Raw genomic sequence first — 19,902 nt, 5'->3', positions numbered from 1 at the left:
GATTTCGGACCAACCAAGCGCGAGGTATCATTGTGAACGCCAATCCCGACGTTATTCCGCAGGCCGACCGCTCGCTGTTGATCGTTGAGGATGACAAACCGTTTCTGGAGCGTCTGTCGCGTGCCATGGAAACTCGTGGCTTCACAGTGACCTCCTGCGACAGCGTCTCTGATGGCCTTGCGCACATCGGAAAGTCCGCGCCGGCATTCGCCGTGGTCGACCTGCGGCTGGGCGACGGCAACGGCCTCGATGTTGTGTCAACGCTCAAGCGCGAGCGGCCCGATGCTCGAGCGATCGTGCTGACCGGTTACGGCAACATCGCGACCGCTGTGACGGCGGTGAAGATGGGAGCGATCGATTACCTGTCCAAGCCTGCCGATGCCGACGACGTGGTTGCGGCGTTGCTTGCCAGCGGCACGGAAAAATCCGAGGTGCCGCCGAATCCAATGTCGGCCGATCGCGTGCGCTGGGAGCACATTCAGCGCATTTACGAGATGTGCAATCGTAACGTATCGGAAACGGCCCGGAGGCTCAACATGCACCGCCGCACGCTGCAACGTATTCTGGCAAAACGCGCGCCTCGCTGAGACTGAAGGGTCATCCTGCGTTCCGCGGAGGAACGACCGCCGTTTCAGCTTTAATCAGGCGCAGCGTTTTCGAAGCTCAGATGCGTCGCTTATCTTTTTTGTCGAGCATGATCTTTTCCGAAAGCCGGTTTCCACTTTTCGGGATCATGCCTAAAGCTCGCCGTCGGCGTGGCCCTGCGGATCGGCTAGGCGATTGAGGCGTTGCGCCGCCGCCAGCCCAAAGCGCAGCATCATCGCCTTGCGCGTCGGCGCCGACAGGCGGTGCTCCGGCGCCTCGCAATGCAAGTGCGCGCCATAGGCGTCGGCAACGATCAGCCCCGTGTCGCCGGGGAAAATATCGCATGGCAGATCGCGCGTGAAAGCGAAGAACAGGCGATCGCAATGCTCCCGGTAATCCTGCCACTTTCTGTCTGCGCGCAAATCCTCGACCGATGATTTGATCTCGACGATCCAGATTTCGCCGCGTCCATTGACAGCAACGAGATCGGCGCGGCGTCCGGACGGCAGCGACAATTCGCTGAGACAGGCAAACCCAAGCGATCGCAAAAGTCTCCCGGTCCCGCGCGCGACCGCCAGCGCGGTTCCTGACTGGCGACGATCCGGCGGGGCCACGAGGGTGATGTGATCGGCGTTCGTTTTCATGCGATTGGGCTTGGTCTGTCCGATTCCGTGGTTCACCACAACCCTGGGAGCCTTTCCGCTTCTGATTGAATCAAAAGCGGGGCTCTCAGATTTTGATTTGACGCGTTTTCTTCACGCGAACCGGGTCAAACCCGAGGACATGCTTCGCTCGAAACGCTCTAACGAGGATGAGGACGCCGACCATGCGCGCTTTGGCGCCGTGTTTCGGGTTTTTCGAAAGTGAAACCGGTCACGCCGCGCAAATCGCTTGGCGATGTCGTAAAAATCGGCATTGTACGGGTATGACCCAGGACGACCCGACCAGCGCCAAAGTCGGCGCCACCGTCATCCCGGTGACGCCGTTTCGACAGAACTGTACCCTGTTGTGGTGCGAAGCCACTAAGAATGGGGTGGTCATCGATCCAGGAGGCGATATTCCGCTCGTCATGGCCGCCATCAAGAAAGCCGATGTGAGCGTCGGACGGATTTGGCTGACGCACGGCCATATTGATCATGTGGGCGGCGCCGCGGAGTTGCGTGACACATTGAAGGTCCCTATCGAGGGGCCGCATATCGCCGACAAGTTCCTGCTTGACCATGTCGTCGAAAGCGGACGCCACTACGGCATGACCGGAATGCGCAACTTTACCCCCGACCGCTGGCTCGAGGAAGGCGACCGGATCGAACTCGGCCAGCTTACGTTCGATGTCCTTCATTGTCCCGGTCATTCGCCGGGAAGCGTGGTTTTTTTCAATCCGGAGATGCGCTTTGCGCATGTCGGGGACGTGTTGTTCAATGGTTCCGTCGGCCGCACCGACTTGCCCGGCGGCAGCCATGCCATGCTGATCAAGTCAATTACCGACAAGCTTTTGCCGCTCGGGGATGACGTTGCTTTCATATGCGGACATGGCCCGGGGTCGACCATTGGCCGCGAGCGTGTAAGCAATCCGTTCCTGACCGGCAATGTGTGATCATTCCCAAGTTTAAGGCCAAGAGCGCTCGCACCGCCCCGGCACGGAGCGGACGACGCCACGCGCAAAACCGCGATCTTCGTGGCCGCGATCTTCATGGGATGTATCGCACCAAACCCCTTCGCGGCCGACATCAGCGTGAGATGATGTCGCGGATGCGCTGCGATAGATGGCAGAGGTCGAACGGCTTGGTGATCATATCCATGCCGGGCCGAAGGAAACCCTTGGCGTTCGCGGCATTATCGGCGTAGCCGGTCATGAAGAGAATTTTCAGATCTGGTCGGATTTCCCGCGCCTGATCCGCGAGTTGGCGTCCGTTCATGCCCGGAAGTCCGATGTCGGTGAGCAGGAGATCGACAGGCTTGTCCAGTTGCAGGATCCGCAAGCCCGCCGCTCCGTCCGCGGCCTCGCGCGTCACATAGCCCTGATCATGCAGCATCTCGACAATGATGCCGCGCACGACCGGCTCATCCTCGACAACCAGTACGGTTTCGCCGGTAGCGCTGATCCTGTTTGTGGGAGACACCTGATCAGTCTGAACTATGCTATCATGGCGCGGCAAGGACAGACGGATCGACGTGCCCTGTCCCGGCACGGTGTCGAGGGCGATGTGGCCGTTCGATTGCCGAGCGAATCCGTAGATCATCGACAGGCCGAGTCCGGTGCCCTGGCCGATCGGCTTGGTGGTGAAGAATGGATCAAACGCGCGCGCTGCGACATCGGGGGGCATGCCTGTTCCGGTGTCGGCGACGGTGATGCAGATATAGTCGCCCGGCTGCCTGGTGGAGGAACCGGACTCGGTGGCGTCGATGCTCACGTTCGCCGTGGCGATCGTAAGCCTGCCGCCGTTGGGCATGGCGTCCCGCGCATTGATGGCGAGATTGAGCAACGCGCTTTCGAGCTGGTTGGGATCACACAGCGTCGGCCAGAGCTGTTTCGATGGCGCGATTTTCAACTCGATGGTCTCGCCGATGGTCCTGCGCAGCAAGTCTTCCAGCGAGAGGATGAGCTGGTTGGCATCAACCGGCTTGGGCACCAGGGGCTGTCTGCGGGCGAACGCCAGCAGGCGATGCGTCAGCGCCGCGGCCCGATTGGCCGAGGCCATTGCGGCTTCGATGTAGCGTTCTGCGCGATCGGTTCGCCCCTGATTGAGGCGCGTCTGCAATAAATCCAGCGAGCCCACGATTCCGGTGAGCAGGTTGTTGAAGTCGTGGGCGATGCCGCCGGTCAACTGGCCGACGGCTTCCATCTTCTGCGATTGACGCAGCGCTTCTTCGGCCGCCCTCAACCGTTCGGCAGCGGCCTTTTCGGTGGTGACGTCGCGCGCCACGGCGTAGATCAGGTCCTGGTCCGGAACCGCGGTCCAGGACAGCCATCGGTATGAGCCGTCCTTGTGACGGAGCCGGTTTTCGAACCGAACGGTAGCTTTGCCGCGCGCAAGGCGGCGGACCTCAACTCGTGTCTTAACGATGTCTTCGGGATGCTCGATCCATTCGGCGGTGCGCTCCATCAGTTCGGCCTCGCTCCAGCCGAGCGTCCGGGTCCAGGCGGGATTGACCGAACGCCAAATGCCGTGCTGGTCCATGACCAGCAGCAAGTCCTGGGACACATTCCAGATCCGGTCGCGCTCGCGGGTTTTTTCCTCGACGCGCTCGGCGAGTGTCGCGTTCAGCTCGGCGAGCTTTCCCGCGATCCGCTTCTGATCATGGACGTCGGTGTCGGTGCCGATCCACCGAATGATGCGACCGTCTTCATCGCGCGCCGGCACCGCGCGGGACAGAAACCAATGATAGATGCCGTCAGACCTCCGCAGCCGGAACTCGATCTCGTAGGACTCGCCGCTGGTCACCGCGCGGGTCCTGGCATCGGCCGTGGCCGATGCGTCGTCCGGATGGACAATTTTGCTCCAGTCCTTGCCGCTGAATTCGCCGGGCCTTGCACCGACATAGTCGTAAAAGCGTCGGTTGAACCAGTTGAACGAGCCGTCGGATGTGGCGGTCCAGACGTGATGCGGCAGCGCCTCTGCAAGCGTGCGGAATTCCTCCTCGCGCTGGCGGATCGAGCGTTCCGATTCCACCTGATCGGTGACATCGATGTGGGCGCCGAACAGACGAATCGCTTTCCCGTCCGCGTCCCGCTCGATCACAGATCGGGCGGAAATCCAGCGTGTCTCGCCGTCGCTCGGACGGATGATACGGTAGCGTACCGCATATTCGCGATCACCGCCCCGCACCGCATCGATGAACTGTCCTTCGGCGATCGCGCGATCGTCGGGATGAACGCGGCGCAGCCAGTCCTCGCGACTCTCGTGGACAGCTTCGGGCGGAAGTCCATGTATCTTCAAATATTCGGGCGACTTGCGACTGCGATGCCCGGTGCGCAGATCGACTTCAAGGCCGCCGATCCGCCCAATGGCCTGCACGCGCGCGAGTTCGATCTCCCGCTCCTGCAAGGCCAATCTGGCGGAATGTTCGCGTGTGACATCGCGGCATACGACGAGCACTCCCCCGACACCTTCATCATTATCGATGGGGCTGAAGCCATATGTCCAATAGACTTGTTCCAGCCTGCCGTGCCGCGTGACCGGAACAAGCTGATCCTCATGCCAAGTCGCGCCGTGGCCGGCCATGACGTACTCGATCTGCGGGCCGATGATGTCCCAAATCTCGCTCCAGCACTCCCTGCCTTTCTGACCGAGCGCACTAGGGTGCCGCTCGGGTCCCATGGTTTGCCGATAAGCATCATTGTAGAACTGTATCAGGTCCGGCCCCCACCAGATGAACATCGGGTGGTTGGTGTTCAGCATGATCCGAACCGCCGTGCGCAGGCTTTGAGGCCAAGCTTCGGAAGCGCCGATTGACGTCGAGGCCCAATCAAACCGTCGCGTCAGGTCGCCCATTTCTCCGCCTCCGGCGAGAAAAGCTCCGGACCTGACACTTTCCTTCTCGAGCATCAATGGACAGGTTGTTGGGTAGCCGGTCGGGGGAAAGGGTGATCCCAATGACGCCGCATACCGGTCACAATCGGTATAAAACGCCTTGGTCCCCTCTTTGGTTCCAAGTATTTTTTACGAGAGGCAAGCTCCGGTATGATCCGGGCCCGAAACGCCGATTTGCAATTTGCTAATTTCGTTTTCCGGCGAAGCGCGTCCTCGGGCTTGATCCGGGGATGGATACCAGTTTGCGTGAAGGAAAGCGTGTCAAATCAAAATCATAGTCCCCGCTTCTCGTTCGATCAGAAGCGGAAAGGCTCTCGTCCTCGATGCGCTGCTACCCGGACAACTCCGAGGGTGTTTCGAGCGGGCTGGCGAGTGAATGCGGCTGTTCGATCCTGCGCGTCGGCGCGCCTCACGCTTTTCCCGCAGTCAGGATCGTGAGGTCCGCTTAACCCCACGGACCACGGCGCGCCCCTCCGCGGTTCCACGGGCCGCGCGGCGCGGGCGTTGTCTCGGGCGCAAGGCCGCCGCCGGATTGCCCGGCGAGCTTCTGCAATGCCGCGATGCGGTTTTCGGTCGAGGGATGGGTAGCAAACAGATTATCCATGCCCTGGCCCGATAGCGGGTTGATGATGAACATGTGCGCGGTCGCGGGCGCGCGCTCCGCCTCCATGTTCGGGATCTGATGCGCGGCATTGTCGATCCTGGCCAGCGCCGAGGCAAGCCACATCGGCTGACCGCAGATGCGCGCGCCCATCTCGTCGGCGGCGTATTCGCGAGTGCGGCTGATCGCCATCTGCACCAGCATGGCTCCGATCGGCGCGAGGATCATCATCGCCAGCGAACCGATGATGCCGGGCCCGTTGTTGTCGCGGTTACCGCCGAAAAACATGCCGAACTGCGCCAGCATCGAGATCGCGCCGGCGATGGTCGCGGTAATGGTCATCAGCAACGTGTCGTGATGTTTGATGTGCGCCAGTTCGTGCGCGATCACGCCAGCCAGTTCCTCGCGGCTCAAGGATTGCATCAGCCCCGTCGTCACCGCCACGGCGGCATTCTGCGGATTACGGCCGGTGGCGAAAGCGTTAGGCTGCGGATTGTCCATCACGAACACCCGCGGCATCGGTAGGCCGGCACGCACAGCCAGCTCGGTTACCAGCCGGTGCAGGTCGGGCGCGGTGCCGGCATCGACCTCATGTGCGCCGTACATCGACAATACCATGCGGTCGGAGTTCCAATAAGCAAAGATATTGGTCCCGGCGGCAACGACGAGGGCGATCATCGCGCCGCTGGCGCCGCCGATCAGATAACCCACGCCCATGAACAGGCCCGTGAGGCCCGCCAGCAGGATCGCAGTGCGAAAATAATTCATCTTTCCTCGAAAGATTGTAGAGATGGCCGACATCCAGAACATGGGAATGACGGATCAGGGCGCGCAAGTGCGACGGCCCGTCGCGGGCGACGAAATTTCGAGATCATCCCGCTGGGATCCGGGGCCGGGCCGAGGGAAGCCGGTCAGCCCCGCATTGCGTCGCTGGTTCCGCCGGCAGTGTTGCGCGGCCATCGCCGGGCGTGGGTCACATATCGATGAAGAAAGCCGCATCGCGATGCGATGCGGCTTTCTTGCCCACTCCCCCAAACTTTGGTTTCCAGACCAGGGCTGGGAATACCTGGCAGTTACGATCAGTAGTGCGCGACCGTCGGCATATTGAAGTGATAGTTCAGGCCGGTGCGGAAGATATGCTCCTGCGCCCCTGTCGTCAGCACGTTCGGCCCGCCGCCGATATTGAAGCTCGAGCGGCCGAGGTCGACGTAGAGATATTCCGTCGTTGAGGTCCAGTTCGGGCCGAATAGGGGCCCGCCGAACAGGTTCACCAGGGGAAGCGGCGTCTCGATGCCACCGCCCACGGCATAACCGGTGCGGGTATTGGAGAAGCTGAAATTGTTGAGCGGGGTGTTGAGCGCGGTCTGGACGTTGCCATAGGCGAAACCGCCGGTGGCGTAGAACATCGAGTTTCCGACGGCGTAGCCGAGACGGCCACGCACGGTGCCAAACCACTGTAGCTTCGAATTGAAATCGACCGAGGCTCCGGGCACGCAGAAGAAGCAGGCCTTGTTATCTTCCAAGGTCGAACCCTGGAAGTCGGTTTCGAGGCCAAAGACGATGTTGCCAGCCTGCCAGTTGTAGCCGATCTGGCCGCCTCCGACGAAGCCGTTGGGCGCGAGGTTGAATTGGGCGAGATTGCCGGCCGGATTGGAGATGGTGGTGCGGTTGCGACCGACGCCGCCGCCGAAATTGCCGCCGAGATACAGGCCGTTCCAGTTTGCGGTGACCATCGGTACGTAGGGGCTGTGGCCGCCGATGCGATAGTTCAGGCCGGCGCGGAAGATATTCTCGCGCAGCTCGGAATGCAGCGCCTGGCCGCCGATGAAGTCGGTGCGATTGCCGAGATCGAGATAAAGATACTCGATCTTGCCGGTCCAGTTGCCGCCGAGCGCTGCTTCGACGCCGCTGCCCCAGGTCCAGCCGCTGCGTCCGCCGCCGAAGGCTGACGGCACACCGCCTTGAATGACGGTGGTGCCAACGTTACCGTAAGCCCAACCACCGGTTAGGTAAGTCATCATCGGACCGTTGACCAGACCGACGCGGCCGCGCGCCGTGCCGAACCAGTTGAGTCTTTGGTTGTATTGGAGCGCGCCGATAAAGTTGGTCCGGTTGTCGGTCATGTCGGCGCCCTGGAGGTCCGCTTCGACGCCGAACACTATGGGGCCAAAGAACGAATTGGTCTGCCAGTTATAGCCGATCTGGCCGCCGCCGACTGCGCCGAGCGGCTGTAGATGCGTCGAAATTGCAAGCGGGCCGAAATCATGCACGGCGCGATTGCGACCGACCCCCAGGCCGGCGTTCACGCCGAGGTAAAGGCCCGTCCAATCATAGACCGGGGCCATCGGCGGCGCCTTGGTGTAAGGGCGCGGTGCGAGATCCGCCGCCTGGGCGCTCATCGCGGTGCTGGCCAGCAGAACGCCGAGCAGAATTCTTTTCATTATTGATGGTCCCCGTCTGCAAACAACCCCGAGACTGTACGCTTTGAAGGGAAACTTGTCTGTGGTTCGGTAGTCACACCTGCGGGGAATGATGCTGCGACGGCGGAAATATTACATAAATCAGAGCCTTGCTTGGCGATCCCAGACCCGGTCGCCGCTCGTCCGCGGTCTGAAGGCCTCACTGAAGCTAAACTCCCGACGAGTTCGGGTATTCGCTGATTCGCCCTCGATCCGCGCGCCTTGCATCCGAACTCGACCGGACAGGCGGGACGGCCTACCTCTGGCAGCGTGGGAATCGCTGATCGCGAAAAACAGTCCTTGCTGCCCGACCGCTTTCTGCGCTGGTTCGCGGCGCGGCGATGGTGGCCGCGCGCGCACCAGTTGGCGTTGCTGCGAGAGGCTCGCGCCGGCCGTTCGGCGCTGCTGATCGCGCCCACCGGCGCGGGCAAGACGCTGGCCGGGTTCCTGCCGACGCTGGTGGAAATCTCGTCTCCCTGTCCCCGGGCGGGAAAGGGAAAACACCTTCACACGCTCTATATTTCTCCGCTGAAAGCGCTCGCGGTCGATATCGCCCGCAATCTGGAAATCCCGATCACGGAGATGGGTCTGCCGATCCGGATCGAGACCCGAACCGGCGACACGCCGGTGTCACGGCGGCAACGGCAGCGGCGCTATCCGCCGGACATCCTGCTGACCACTCCTGAACAGATCGCGCTTTTGCTGGCATCGGACGATGCGCCCTTCCTGTTCGCGTCGCTGCAGCGCGTGGTGCTCGATGAACTGCATGCGCTGGTGACTTCGAAACGAGGCGATCTGTTGTCGCTGGCGCTGGCCCGGCTGTGGCGTCTCGCGCCGCAAATGCGGACGATCGGCCTGTCGGCGACGGTGGCCGATCCGGACTCGCTGGCGCGGTTCCTGGTGCCGCAGCCCGACGGCAAGACCGTTTCGGCCGACGTCGTCGAGGCCGGCGGCGCCGCCGCTCCGATTGTCGAAATGCTGGACACAAGCGAACGGCTGCCGTGGGCGGGCCATTCGGCGCGCCATGCGCTGGCCGAGGTCTACGATCTCATCAGGCGCAACAGGACTACGCTGGTGTTCGTCAACACCCGGAGCCAGGCCGAGATGTTGTTCCAGGATCTCTGGCGTATCAATGACGACGGTCTCGCCATCGCGCTGCATCACGGCTCGCTCGATGTCGCGCAGCGCCGCAAGGTGGAACAGGCGATGACGGCCGGCCGGCTGCGCGGAGTGGTCTGTACCTCCTCGCTCGATCTCGGCGTCGATTGGGGCGACGTCGATCTCGTCATCAACATCGGCGCGCCCAAGGGCGCCTCGCGGCTGATGCAGCGGATCGGCCGCGCCAACCACCGTCTTGACGAAGCCTCGCGCGCGGTTCTGGTGCCGGCTAATCGATTCGAGGTGCTGGAATGCCGCGCCGCCATCGATGCGGTCAACGAAAATGCGCAGGACACGCCGCCGTTGCGCACGGGCGCGCTCGACGTTCTTGCGCAGCATGTGATGGGCTGCGCCTGCGGCGGGCCGTTCCATGCCGAGGAGCTTTATGACGAGGTGCGGACCGCAGCGCCCTATGCGGCGCTGACGCGCGCCGACTTCGACGGCGTGATCGATTTCGTCGCCACCGGCGGCTATGCGCTGAAGAGCTACGAGCGTTTCGCCCGCATCAGGCAGGATCAAGAGGGGCGCTGGCGCGTCGCCCATCCGCGCGCGCGGCAAAGCTACCGCCTCAACGTCGGCACCATCGTCGAGGAGGCGATGCTGAAGGTGAGGCTGGTACGGTCGCGGCACGGTGGTTCCGGTTCGACCGGTGCTATCGCACGCAGCGGCCGGATATTGGGTGAGATCGAGGAGTATTTCATCGAAGGCCTGGTTTCCGGCGACACCTTTGTATTCGGCGGCGAGATCGTGCGCTTTGAAGCGCTGGTCGAGGATCAGGTCTATGTTTCACGCGCCAACGACGAGAACCCGAAGGTGCCGTCCTACATGGGCGGCAAGTTTCCGCTTTCGACCTATCTAGCCGAACGCGTCCGCAATCTGCTCGATGACAAGCGCGCATGGGGCGACCTGCCGGATCAGGTGCGCGAATGGTTGATGCTACAGTCGCATTTTTCACGCGTACCGCATGCGCGTGAGATGATCGTCGAAACTTTTCCACGCGCCGACAAGCATTATCTGGTCTGCTATCCTTTCGAGGGCCGGCTTGCGCACCAGACTCTCGGCATGTTGCTGACGCGGCGGTTGGAGCGCGCGCGAGCGCGGCCGCTCGGCTTCGTCGCCAACGAGTATGCGCTGGCGGTCTGGATGCTCGGCGATCCCTCGTCGATGATCCGGCAGCGGCGACTGAATCTCGATGCCTTGTTCGACCCGGACATGCTGGGCGACGATCTGGAAGCGTGGCTTGCGGAATCCGCGTTGATGAAGCGCACCTTCCGCAATTGCGCGATCATTTCCGGCCTGATTCCGCGCCGCTTCACCGGTACGGAAAAAAGCCGGCGGCAGGTTTTGTTCTCCACCGATCTCGTCTACGACGTGCTACGCAAGCATCAGCCCGCCCACGTGCTGTTGCGCGCGGCGCGGGCGGATGCCGCGGCCGGGCTGCTGGATATCCGTCGCCTCAGCGATATGCTGGCGCGGATCAGGAGCCGGATTACCCACAAGCCGCTCGACCGCATTTCGCCGCTCGCGGTGCCCGTGATGCTGGAGATCGGCCGCGAGGCGATCTATGGCGAAGCGTCGGACGAATTGCTGGCCGAAGCCGCCGCGCAACTGGTTCGCGAGGCGATGGGAACGTGAGCTGATGCCGAATTGGGATTGCCGCGCGCGTGGCGCGTCCCCTCCCCACGAGGGAGAGGGAGAGCAGATGATCCGCGTTGCCGCCGTCACCGTCGCGGGCGCGGGCTTCGCTGCCGATCTCACGGGCGCGCTGTTCTGGGAACGGGAGCGCCTGCTCGTCGTCTCCGACCTTCATCTGGAAAAGGGATCGAGCTTCGCGATGCGCGGCGTGCTGCTGCCGCCCTATGATACGATTGCGACGCTCATGCGGCTCGCCGCCGTCATTCGGCGGTTCGATCCGCGCACGGTGATCGCGCTCGGCGACAGTTTTCACGATCGCGACGCTCATGGACGTCTGAGCGCGCGGGATCGCGAGGCGCTGTCGACCTTGCAGGCGCGCCGCCACTGGATCTGGATCTCGGGCAATCATGATCCGGAGCCGCCTTCCGGCCTCGGTGGCATTGTCGCAACAGAGTTGATGATGGGCGGGATCGTGTTTCGTCATGAACCGACAGGCGCGTTCGGCGAAATCGCAGGTCATCTGCATCCCAAGGCGCGGGTCTCGACGCGGGGCCATTCGATGGAGCGGCGTTGTTTCGCCAGCGATGGCGCGCGCATGGTGATGCCGGCGTTCGGCGCCTATGCAGGAGGCTTGAGCATTCGAAACAGGGCGTTCGCCAGAATCTTCTCGGCCGACTTCACCGCGCATGTGCTCGGACACAGCCGTTTGCACGCGATCGCGGCCTCGCGTTGCTGTTGATGGCGGTTGACCTGATTCCGCACGGCCCCCGCGTGGCTGCTCTCGCCCCAGGAACGTCAAGAACTCAGTCTCTGCGGAAAACGATCGACGCCATCCAGCCGGCCATCAACGCCATAAGCGCCGTCGCCACGCCATAAGCCAGACCGTGTTGCTTGGCGGCCGTGGCCACGAATTGCTCAAATCCGACCTTGACGATTTCGAACGCCGTATCGGTCTTTGCAATCAGCGCTCCGTCGGCAAGCAGCTTGATGTCTATGGTGAAAGTGCCGGTCGGCACCTCCGCGGGGAGCGGGATGCCGGTGCGGAACAGGGTCGGGGTCAGGAAGGTCACCGCTGAAGTGTTCTCGCGGTATAGTCCTTGTTCGCTTCGTAGCCTGATGAAGGCGCGGCGGAACGGATCGCTGGGTACCACGTCGGCGTAGTCGGAACCGACGCGCTGCGTGAGCAGCACGTTGTTCAGCCCGAGTCGTTGCCGGCGCAGAAGATCCGGCGCGGCGATCTTGTCCAGCGGCCGGTTGGCGAACACCGCAAGATAGGTCGGGACCTGGAGGAATTGCCGGGAATTGGCATTCACCCAGATGCCGAACCAACGCTCCTTGCGACGCGTGACCATGTCGACGGGCGGGCCGCTGACAGTTACGACGAGATCGTAGCCGGTGCGTGGAAGCGGCGTATGGTCGTCGCGCTCGATCGAGCCGAACAGCACCAGTTCCTCGCCGGAATAGTTCGGCGTCACGGTGACGCGATGGTTCGATACGGAAACGATAAGGTGCTCGGCGCGCGCCTCGCCGGCGCCGAGGATCGCCCCGAGCAGCAGTGCGAATCCCGCCGACCGTGTTGCGCGCATTCTCATGTGCCGCCCGTGGCGTCGTGAACGGTGTAGAGATCGGCGGGTCGGATGCCCAGTTCGATCGCGAACCGAGTACCGACCGCCAAAATCAACAATCCGAGCAGCAGCCGAAGATGTTCGCCCCGGATACGCTGGCCGGCGCGGGCCCCGAATTGCGCGCCGGTCACACCGCCGGTCATCAGGATCAACGCCAGCACGGCGTCGACGAGATGGTTGGTGGCGGCGTGCAGCACCGTGGCGAACGTCATGGTGATGAGCGTGAGCACCATGGAAGTGCCGATCACCGTCGACGTCGGCACGCGCAGCAGATAGATCAGCAGCGGCACCAGAATGAAGCCCCCGCCGATGCCCATGATCGCACCAATGAAACCGATCAAGAGGCCGATGGCGATGACCGGGATGGCCGAAAGGTAAATCTTGGAACGCTTGAACCGGATTTTCAGCGGCAGGCCATGGACCCAGCCATGGCCGCCCGAGCGTCGCAGCGGCACGGTCCGGCCCTGCCGGGCCCGAAGCATCGCCCGCAGCCCCTCCCAGGACATTGCCGCGCCGACGCCGGACAGCAGCACGAGGTAGGATAGCGCGATCAGGAGATCGAGTTGTCCCAGCGAGCGCAGACGCGTGAAGGTCGAGACCCCGAATACGGTTCCGATAATACCGCCGCTCAGCAGAATCACCGCGAGCATCGGATCGACAGCGCGCTTGCGCCAGTAGGACAGCGCTCCCGAGAACGAAGAGGCTGCGATGTGGCTCGTGACCGTTGCAACGGCAACCGCCGGGGCGATGCCGATAAAGATCAGCAGAGGCGTCATAAGGAAGCCTCCCCCGATGCCGAACATCCCCGATACGAACCCGACGGCCGCCCCCATCGCCAGGATGAGGAACACGTTGACCGGAATATCGGCGATCGGAAGGTAAAGCTGCACGCGCGTTCGTTTTCGGATTTGGCTGCTGGCGGGCCGGCGCCTGTCGCAGCTTGGACCTTTGGAGCATTTTCCGGCGAAGTGGATACCGGTTCGTCGCAAGAAAATCCGACCAGACAATCGTTTCCAGAGCATGATCCGATTCGACTTGATCGGATCATGATCTAGTCGCGGCACGGCCGCGAGCCGCATCCCTGCATAGCCGAAATCATCGGCGGCGGGGGTTAAAGAATTCGCGACGGGCCGGCATTTCTGATCCGCCGATCACGTCCGAAGTGGGTGAATCTGGATTAACGTGCGGTGTGCCGTGTCGCCGGGTTCGCCGTCGCGGCCTTGCGCGGCGCGGTTTTTGCGTGGGGCTTTGCGGCCGCGCTGTCCCATCCGCCGGCGGGACTGGGAACCTTGACGGCATCGTCAGGCTGGGGCGTAGGCACGAACGTTTGAACCGCCAGCTTGGCCGCAGCCAGGGACTGCGCATCAAGTCGCTTGGCGACTTCGTCGCGCTTGCGTCCTGAATCCACGTCGCCTTGGGCGGCGGCGAGGCTGAACCACTTGTAGGATTTCGCGAGATTCTGTTCGACGCCAATGCCGCGTGCGTAAAGAATACCGAGATTGAACTGGCTGTCGGCAATACCCCGCTCAGCCGCCTTGCGAAACCATTGCGCAGCGCTCGTGTAGTCGGCGCCTTTGCCGCCGCCATCGGCATCGAGCACGGCGAGGTTATGCATCGCCTTGGCGTTGCCCCGGTCGGCCGCCAGCATATAATAGCGGCGCGCCGCATCGATGTCCTTGCTCGCGCCGAGCCCCTTTTCATGCAGAGTGCCAAGCCTGAACATGGCCGGCACGATGCCAGCATGCGCGGCCCGCTCGTACCACTTCGCGGCCTCGTTGTAATTGACGGCGACGCCTTTGCCTTCGGCATAGCGAACGCCGACTTCGAATGCGGCCGCCGCGTCGCCTTGCAGCGCGGCAGTGCGCAGTGTCGCGCCGCCGATGCTGTCGGGCAGTGATTCGGAAGGCGAAGTTGCCGCCGGTTCGAGCACGTGTTCGTCAGGGATCGTACCCGTGATGTCGGCGGATGTGGTTGCCCGCTGGCTTGCCGGCACATCTGACGGCTCTTCGGTCGGAGCCGCACTGTCGCCTGCCGGCGGTGTAACCATCGAGTGCCGGTCGATCGGTGTGGGCGCGTTCGTCGAAGGCGACGGCGGAATCTCGGCGCCGGGCTCGGCTTCGGCTGGCGGCTTCGTCACGGGAGCGGCCGGGCCGCTCTCGCTGAGGATCTCGCGCGGGGGACTGTCGAGCAGCGTCATCGCGAACTTGAAACTGCTGAGAACGATCACGATCACGCTCGCTGCAACGAGCAGTGAGCGGATTTTGGAGGTGATGTCCGATCCGCCTGTGGCGGGACGCGCCGGTTCGATGGCGACCTTGGTTCGGCCGGATTTGTCGGGCGATGCCCCAGCGGCGGCGGCCGCCTTCGCCGCGCGGCGAGCGGCGGCGATGAATGATGAGCCGGACTGGTCGCGTGGGGCTTCGGCGACGGCGCCGATCGCGCTTTCGGAGGCCGCGATTCGCTCCGGCGGCGATGCTGGGCGTCCTGCCGGACGGGTGCCGGGCTCGAGTGGATGATCGGGCGGCAGCGCCGGGTCGATCGCCGGACGCGGCGAGGGCGCGGTCACCGATGGCGCGACGCGATCCGCATCGGAGGTGTCTCTCGGAATCAGGACGTCAGCCTTGGCGTGCGGGGTCGACGCCGCTTTTGCGGTGAGGGTCGGAGCGGGCGGCGTGGCCATCTGCGATAGAACGGGGTTCGGCAGTTCCGGCTTGGGCGGCAGATCGGCTGCCCGTTCTGGGATTCCGCCGCGGGACGGCTCGGCCCGGGTGGGCATGGCGCGAACCGCGCGAAGGTCGCTTTCGATCATCGCCAGCCGGTCGACCACATGCTCCAGCGTGTTGTGAACGGCCTCGAGCGAGTCCTGGGTATGACGGTCGTTTTCCGATTGGCAGAAGCGCATCTCGGACAATTCGCGCTTGATCGCTTCGACGACCTCGCTGTCCATGGTTGGGGCGGCGCTACGCGGACCGTTTTCGGACATCGCCACGAGTCCGGCCTGCTGCCGTTCCAGGCAACGCAGGATGTCCTGCAACCCCTCCTCGACGCGCCCGAGATGGGATCCTGAATGGTCGCTCGCGGTCTCCAGGCGTTCGAGCAGCAGTGAAACTCGCTGTTCGAGGTGGGCCAGAGCAGAGGACGAATCGTGACCGGCGGGCAGACGGTCGAGGCGCTCGGACAGCGCCCGCACCACCTCTTCAAGTTGTTCGGAACTGCCGCCGGGGGCCGGGCCTTCGCGGTTCTCCAGGGTCGCCGTTAGCGCGGCCATGCGCTGTTCGAGCGCGGAGAAAGAATCGCCGTGGCTTTCGGGCCGATTAAGCTGATCGACTTTAGACGACAGCATGCTGAGATCGTTGCTGAGCCGCTCCAACGCGTCGTTGGAGGCGACGTTCGAGACGATGCTGCGAAGCGCGCCGATCGCGTTCTCCAGCTGCTGCGTCATGCCGCTATCGCCGCTGTCCCGCACGATCGTATCTATCTTGCCGCCGAGATTGCGGATGGCCTCGTCGAATCCTGCGAGCTGCTCCGCCGGTTTCAGCGATCGCAGCGCCTCGTGGATTTCATTGAGGGCCTGTTCGATACTCGCCAGCGCCTGACCGTCGCTGCCGTTGTGACGGACCTCCTCGATGCGCCGCGACAGCGAGCGAATCTCGTTTTCGATCGATTCGATCGCACGGCGCGGCATTGCTTCGGTAATAACGTGACGGATACCGGCAAGCTCAATGCGGAATGCGGCGATCGACTGCTCGATTCCCTCCGGGCGTTGCAACGATTCGATCTGGCTCGTGATCTTGAAGAGTTGCCGTTCGAGGCTGGAGAAATCCGTCGCCGGTCGCGGTGTTCTCAACCCCGAGGTTAAAGGTGCCGAGCTGTTTGAGAACGTCGCGCGTGAAGCCTCATCGAGTTCATGCTGGCGGGCGACGACCTCCGCGATCGCAGATTCGAGCGTGACGGAATCCGGCGATGGCGATCGATTGTAGATCTCGGTTAATCCCCGGTCGGCCATACGTTGCTGCGGATCGTCTCCGGCCGTCTGGGCGGCGACCCTGGCGAGCCGGGCATCGAGCCGCGAAATGGCATCGTTGAGCTGGCGGGCGACCGCAGGTTCGCCGCTATCCGCGGCCGGGTTTGACAACTGATCGATCTGGCGCGTGATGGAATCCAGCCGTTGATGAATATCCGCCACGTCGCGGATGTCCTGGCTCGCGGCTTCGGGCTGGGCCGGATCCTCCAGGGTGCTGCCGGCGCCGGAACTGAGCCCGTCGGGAGGGGTTATGCCGGCGCGGCGCGCGGCAGCGTCGGATGATTCGATTCCGTCGTCGCTCGACGATCCACGCGAATTCATGCTTTCGTCCGGTATCGACCGCGCACCCAAATGCGCCCTCGCGTTTCCCCCCGCCTGCTTGATAAGGAACGATTCAAACCGGCGCGGGTCTCGCCCTCGAGGCTCAACCTTTTCGTGTTACGGTAAACAAGCGGTTAAGGAGCGGGGTCTCCGCTTGCTAAAAGTGTCATTTTGAGACGCTGACAGGGGGAGTTATCCGGATCGGTTACATCCTGAGGGAGATTTTTCCTCATGATTCAATCAATGATTGTAATCCGGCCGGGGCTGCGCGACGGTTGTCTTCGGTTGCTGACGCCCTGATCGGCGCCGATGGATCGGCGCGCCCTTCCAAAGCCATCAGATTGCGGGCGTGAAGTCGGCTCGTAAAATTTACCTTCCGCATCGCAAAACAGATGTGGTCGGCGACCAAGAACCGCGAGGCCGTCGCGATCCTGGCGCACGGTCGAGCGGCCGGCTCAAACTCTCGGCGATTGACGCCTCCATCCTTTGCGGGCTGCTTGACCGGCCCGATTGTTCCTGCAATGAGGCTCAGGCGCTTGCAGGGAGAGACAGCCCGTCCGCGCGATGATGTCTCTTTCATCTTTCTCGATTTGGGGCCAGGCGGCTCGATATTCTTAAACCGACATCGCGTGCGTACGATCGCACCGCCCCGCATCGGAATCTTCTATGGCGCGTGACCAGATCGATATGACGCTGCTGCAATCGCGCGACGAACTCGTGGCCTGGCTGGAGGCCGGCATAAAGCCGGCATCCGAATTCCGCATCGGCACCGAGCACGAGAAAACTCCGTTCACGCTTCAGGGGCATGACCCCGTGCCTTACGAAGGACCACGCGGCATCGGCGCCTTGCTCGAAGGTATGCAATTGTTGCTCGGCTGGGAGCCGATCATGGAGCAGGGCAACATCATCGGACTTCATGACGTCACCGGGGGCGGTGCGATTTCGCTGGAGCCGGGAGGACAGTTCGAATTATCGGGCGCGCCGTTGGAGACCGTGCATCAGACCCAATCCGAGCTTGCGGCGCATCTGGCGCAGGTCAAGGAGGTCGCGACGCCGCTCGGCATCGGCTTTCTGGGCCTCGGCATGACTCCGTCCTGGTCGCTGTCGCAGATTCCGATGATGCCCAAGGGCCGCTACCGGATCATGCGCGACTACATGCCGAAGGTCGGCCGCTACGGCCTCGACATGATGTTCCGGACCTGCACCGTGCAGACCAATCTCGACTTCTCGTCCGAAAGCGACATGGTCAGGAAGCTGCGGGTCTCGGTGGCGTTGCAACCGGTTGCGACAGCGCTGTTCGCAAATTCTCCTTTCACCGAAGGCAAGCCGAACGGCTTCCTGTCGTATCGTTCGGAAATCTGGCGCGACACTGATAATGCCCGCGCCGGAATGATCCCCTGGGCGTTCGAGGACGGCATGGGTTTCGAACGCTGGGTCGATTACGCACTCGACGTTCCCATGTATTTCGTCAAGCGCGGCGAAAATTATATCGACGTATCCGGTTCCTCGTTTCGTGACTTTCTAGACGGCAGGAACAGCGCCATCCCCGGCGAGCGGCCGACCCTTTCGGACTGGGCCAATCATCTGTCGACGATTTTTCCGGAGGTGCGGCTCAAGCGGTATCTGGAAATGCGTGGCGCCGACGGCGTGCCTTGGGGGCGTCTGCCGGCGCTTTCGGCGTTCTGGGTCGGATTGCTCTACGACGACACCAGTCTTGACGCCGCGTGGGACATCGCGAAGCGTTGGAACGCGCAGGAACGCCAGGCGTTGCGCGATGACGTCTCTCGCTTGGGCTTCAAGGTCCGGATCAAAAGTCACTATCTGTTCGAAATTGCCAAGGAGTGCCTCGTGCTGGCGCATGGGGGCCTGCGCCGGCGCGGCCGTCTCGACCATCTGGGTCGCGATGAGTCGCGGCATCTGGAGCCGCTCGATCAAATTCTGGATTCAGGCCGCTCTCCGGCCGAGGAGATGCTGGAAAAGTTCAACGGCGCGTGGGGTGGTTCGGTGGAACCCGCATATAGCGAATATGCCTTCTAGAGAGCTTTTCGCTTTTGACTGAGAGGCGAAGCTCGGGATTGGTGTTCTGACGCGTTTCACGCGAAGCCGATATTCGCTTCGTTCGAAAACGCTCCAGAGGAGATTCGCATCATGAACTCGCGGCGGAACGGCTGACAATGACGCATCCGTCGCTTCGCGGGTTCGAAGCGATCGGCTTCCGCCGAATCGAGGTATGATCGGGTCAGCGGGTTGTTTCGCGGCGATTGTTCATCCAACGTACATTGAGGGCGCGATTTAATGAACCCCATCCGCGCACGTCCTTGTTCGGGATACGTCGTTTTGCGGCACCTGATGAAAGTCTACGCGCTGAAGGTCGGCCTGACGCTGTCTGCTGCGCTGTTGTGGATCTCTGTTCCGGCGGTGCGTCCGGCCTGTGCTCAGGTGAATTTCGACCGTCCCGGCGCGGACTATCTCCGGGCGCCGCTGCGCTCCGGCGATCCGGCTGATTGCGGTTTGGCGTGCGAACGCGACCGTCGCTGCCGCGCCTGGAGCTTCAGTTATCCCAGCGAACGGTCGGAAACCGCGGTATGCTGGCTCAAGAACGCCGTGCCGCCGCGGATCGCGAATCGGTGCTGCGTGTCCGGCGTGCGCGGCGCGGGTGTGATCGAGCGGCGGATCGGGCCGGTGGAAAGCTCCACCGATCGCTCAGGCGGCGACTATCGCAGCTTCGAAATCAGGAAAGACGACAGAGCCGACGCCGATCAGATTTGCCGTCATGCGTGCGATGCCGACAGCAAATGCCGGGCCTGGACCTATGCGCGGCCGGGATACGCCGGCAAAGCCGCGCGGTGTTTCCTGAAAAAGGAAATCAAGCCGCCGCATCGCAGGCCCGGCTTCACGTCCGGCGTCGTGCGGTAGCTGTCGCAATCGCGATCCGTGCCGGCATGACCGTCAGTTCGGGCCG

General features: G+C 62.9%; 13 protein-coding genes. 6 read left to right on the top strand and 7 right to left on the bottom strand.

Annotated features, from left to right (window positions below):
* Positions 1-32: 32 nt before the first annotated feature.
* Complete coding sequence (locus tag NB311A_RS00640) at positions 33-587, top strand: ActR/PrrA/RegA family redox response regulator transcription factor (RefSeq protein WP_009796459.1); 555 nt, start codon at positions 33-35, stop codon at positions 585-587.
* A 150-nt stretch (positions 588-737) separates the two neighbouring features.
* On the opposite strand, the gene NB311A_RS00635 is transcribed toward NB311A_RS00640, so the two are convergent.
* A complete protein-coding gene (locus NB311A_RS00635) occupies positions 738-1,229 on the bottom strand; it encodes an MmcB family DNA repair protein (protein ID WP_009796457.1) in 492 nt (163 codons plus the stop codon).
* 281 nt (positions 1,230-1,510) lie between these two features.
* Here NB311A_RS00635 and NB311A_RS00625 point away from each other — a divergent pair, with 281 nt between their 5' ends.
* A complete protein-coding gene (locus NB311A_RS00625) occupies positions 1,511-2,179 on the top strand; it encodes an MBL fold metallo-hydrolase (RefSeq protein WP_009796455.1) in 669 nt (222 codons plus the stop codon).
* Between the two features lie 133 nt (positions 2,180-2,312).
* Here the strand turns inward: NB311A_RS00625 and NB311A_RS00620 are convergent, their stop codons facing one another.
* The 3 genes from NB311A_RS00620 to NB311A_RS00610 form a co-directional block, all read right to left on the bottom strand.
* Positions 2,313-5,132 (bottom strand): PAS domain-containing sensor histidine kinase, encoded by a 2,820-nt coding sequence (locus tag NB311A_RS00620; protein ID WP_009796454.1) that lies wholly within the window; start codon positions 5,130-5,132, stop codon positions 2,313-2,315.
* A 430-nt stretch (positions 5,133-5,562) separates the two neighbouring features.
* On the bottom strand, positions 5,563-6,486 hold the full coding sequence (gene htpX, locus NB311A_RS00615) for a zinc metalloprotease HtpX (protein WP_009796453.1): 924 nt from the start codon (positions 6,484-6,486) through the stop codon (positions 5,563-5,565).
* Between the two features lie 311 nt (positions 6,487-6,797).
* The gene (locus NB311A_RS00610; protein WP_009796451.1) at positions 6,798-8,159 is read right to left on the bottom strand and encodes an outer membrane protein; all 1,362 of its coding nucleotides are present in this window, start codon (positions 8,157-8,159) and stop codon (positions 6,798-6,800) included.
* 288 nt (positions 8,160-8,447) lie between these two features.
* Between NB311A_RS00610 and NB311A_RS00605 the strand changes: the two genes are divergently transcribed.
* The gene (locus NB311A_RS00605; protein WP_009796450.1) at positions 8,448-10,970 is read left to right on the top strand and encodes a ligase-associated DNA damage response DEXH box helicase; all 2,523 of its coding nucleotides are present in this window, start codon (positions 8,448-8,450) and stop codon (positions 10,968-10,970) included.
* 67 nt (positions 10,971-11,037) lie between these two features.
* Complete coding sequence (pdeM, locus tag NB311A_RS00600; RefSeq protein ID WP_009796449.1) at positions 11,038-11,709, top strand: ligase-associated DNA damage response endonuclease PdeM; 672 nt, start codon at positions 11,038-11,040, stop codon at positions 11,707-11,709.
* A 64-nt stretch (positions 11,710-11,773) separates the two neighbouring features.
* On the opposite strand, the gene NB311A_RS00595 is transcribed toward pdeM, so the two are convergent.
* The 3 genes from NB311A_RS00595 to NB311A_RS00585 form a co-directional block, all read right to left on the bottom strand.
* Positions 11,774-12,556 (bottom strand): TIGR02186 family protein, encoded by a 783-nt coding sequence (locus NB311A_RS00595; protein WP_009796448.1) that lies wholly within the window; start codon positions 12,554-12,556, stop codon positions 11,774-11,776.
* Positions 12,557-12,558: 2 nt separating this feature from the next.
* Complete coding sequence (locus NB311A_RS00590) at positions 12,559-13,485, bottom strand: sulfite exporter TauE/SafE family protein (RefSeq protein ID WP_040673706.1); 927 nt, start codon at positions 13,483-13,485, stop codon at positions 12,559-12,561.
* A gap of 287 nt (positions 13,486-13,772) precedes the next feature.
* Positions 13,773-16,940 carry a tetratricopeptide repeat protein gene (locus NB311A_RS00585; protein WP_009796446.1) on the bottom strand — a complete coding sequence of 1,056 codons (3,168 nt, stop codon included), beginning with the start codon at positions 16,938-16,940 and terminating at the stop codon, positions 13,773-13,775.
* A gap of 666 nt (positions 16,941-17,606) precedes the next feature.
* Here NB311A_RS00585 and NB311A_RS00575 point away from each other — a divergent pair.
* Together NB311A_RS00575 and NB311A_RS00565 are read left to right on the top strand one after the other, a co-directional pair.
* Positions 17,607-18,977, top strand: coding sequence for a glutamate--cysteine ligase (locus NB311A_RS00575; RefSeq protein ID WP_009796444.1), 1,371 nt, complete (start codon positions 17,607-17,609; stop codon positions 18,975-18,977).
* A 258-nt stretch (positions 18,978-19,235) separates the two neighbouring features.
* Positions 19,236-19,856, top strand: a complete 621-nt coding sequence (locus NB311A_RS00565) for a PAN domain-containing protein (RefSeq protein WP_083780345.1) — start codon at positions 19,236-19,238, stop codon at positions 19,854-19,856.
* Positions 19,857-19,902: the final 46 nt, after the last annotated feature.

It is taken from the genome of Nitrobacter sp. Nb-311A (genome assembly GCF_000152905.1).
Lineage (GTDB): Bacteria > Pseudomonadota > Alphaproteobacteria > Rhizobiales > Xanthobacteraceae > Nitrobacter.
Note: the sequence above shows the minus strand (reverse complement) of the source record. Positions and strands in the feature narration are given on the sequence as shown.

What these genes read in the sequence shown, in the direction of transcription:
- NB311A_RS00635 (WP_009796457.1), bottom strand. Translation starts at nt 1,229, where the DNA reads ATGAAAACGAACGCCGATCACATCACCCTCGTGGCCCCGCCGGATCGT.
- NB311A_RS00625 (WP_009796455.1), top strand. Translation starts at nt 1,511, where the DNA reads ATGACCCAGGACGACCCGACCAGCGCCAAAGTCGGCGCCACCGTCATC.
- NB311A_RS00620 (WP_009796454.1), bottom strand. Translation starts at nt 5,132, where the DNA reads ATGCTCGAGAAGGAAAGTGTCAGGTCCGGAGCTTTTCTCGCCGGAGGC.
- htpX (WP_009796453.1), bottom strand. Translation starts at nt 6,486, where the DNA reads ATGAATTATTTTCGCACTGCGATCCTGCTGGCGGGCCTCACGGGCCTG.
- NB311A_RS00610 (WP_009796451.1), bottom strand. Translation starts at nt 8,159, where the DNA reads ATGAAAAGAATTCTGCTCGGCGTTCTGCTGGCCAGCACCGCGATGAGC.
- pdeM (WP_009796449.1), top strand. Translation starts at nt 11,038, where the DNA reads ATGATCCGCGTTGCCGCCGTCACCGTCGCGGGCGCGGGCTTCGCTGCC.
- NB311A_RS00595 (WP_009796448.1), bottom strand. Translation starts at nt 12,556, where the DNA reads ATGCGCGCAACACGGTCGGCGGGATTCGCACTGCTGCTCGGGGCGATC.
- NB311A_RS00585 (WP_009796446.1), bottom strand. Translation starts at nt 16,940, where the DNA reads ATGAATTCGCGTGGATCGTCGAGCGACGACGGAATCGAATCATCCGAC.
- NB311A_RS00575 (WP_009796444.1), top strand. Translation starts at nt 17,607, where the DNA reads ATGGCGCGTGACCAGATCGATATGACGCTGCTGCAATCGCGCGACGAA.
- NB311A_RS00565 (WP_083780345.1), top strand. Translation starts at nt 19,236, where the DNA reads ATGAACCCCATCCGCGCACGTCCTTGTTCGGGATACGTCGTTTTGCGG.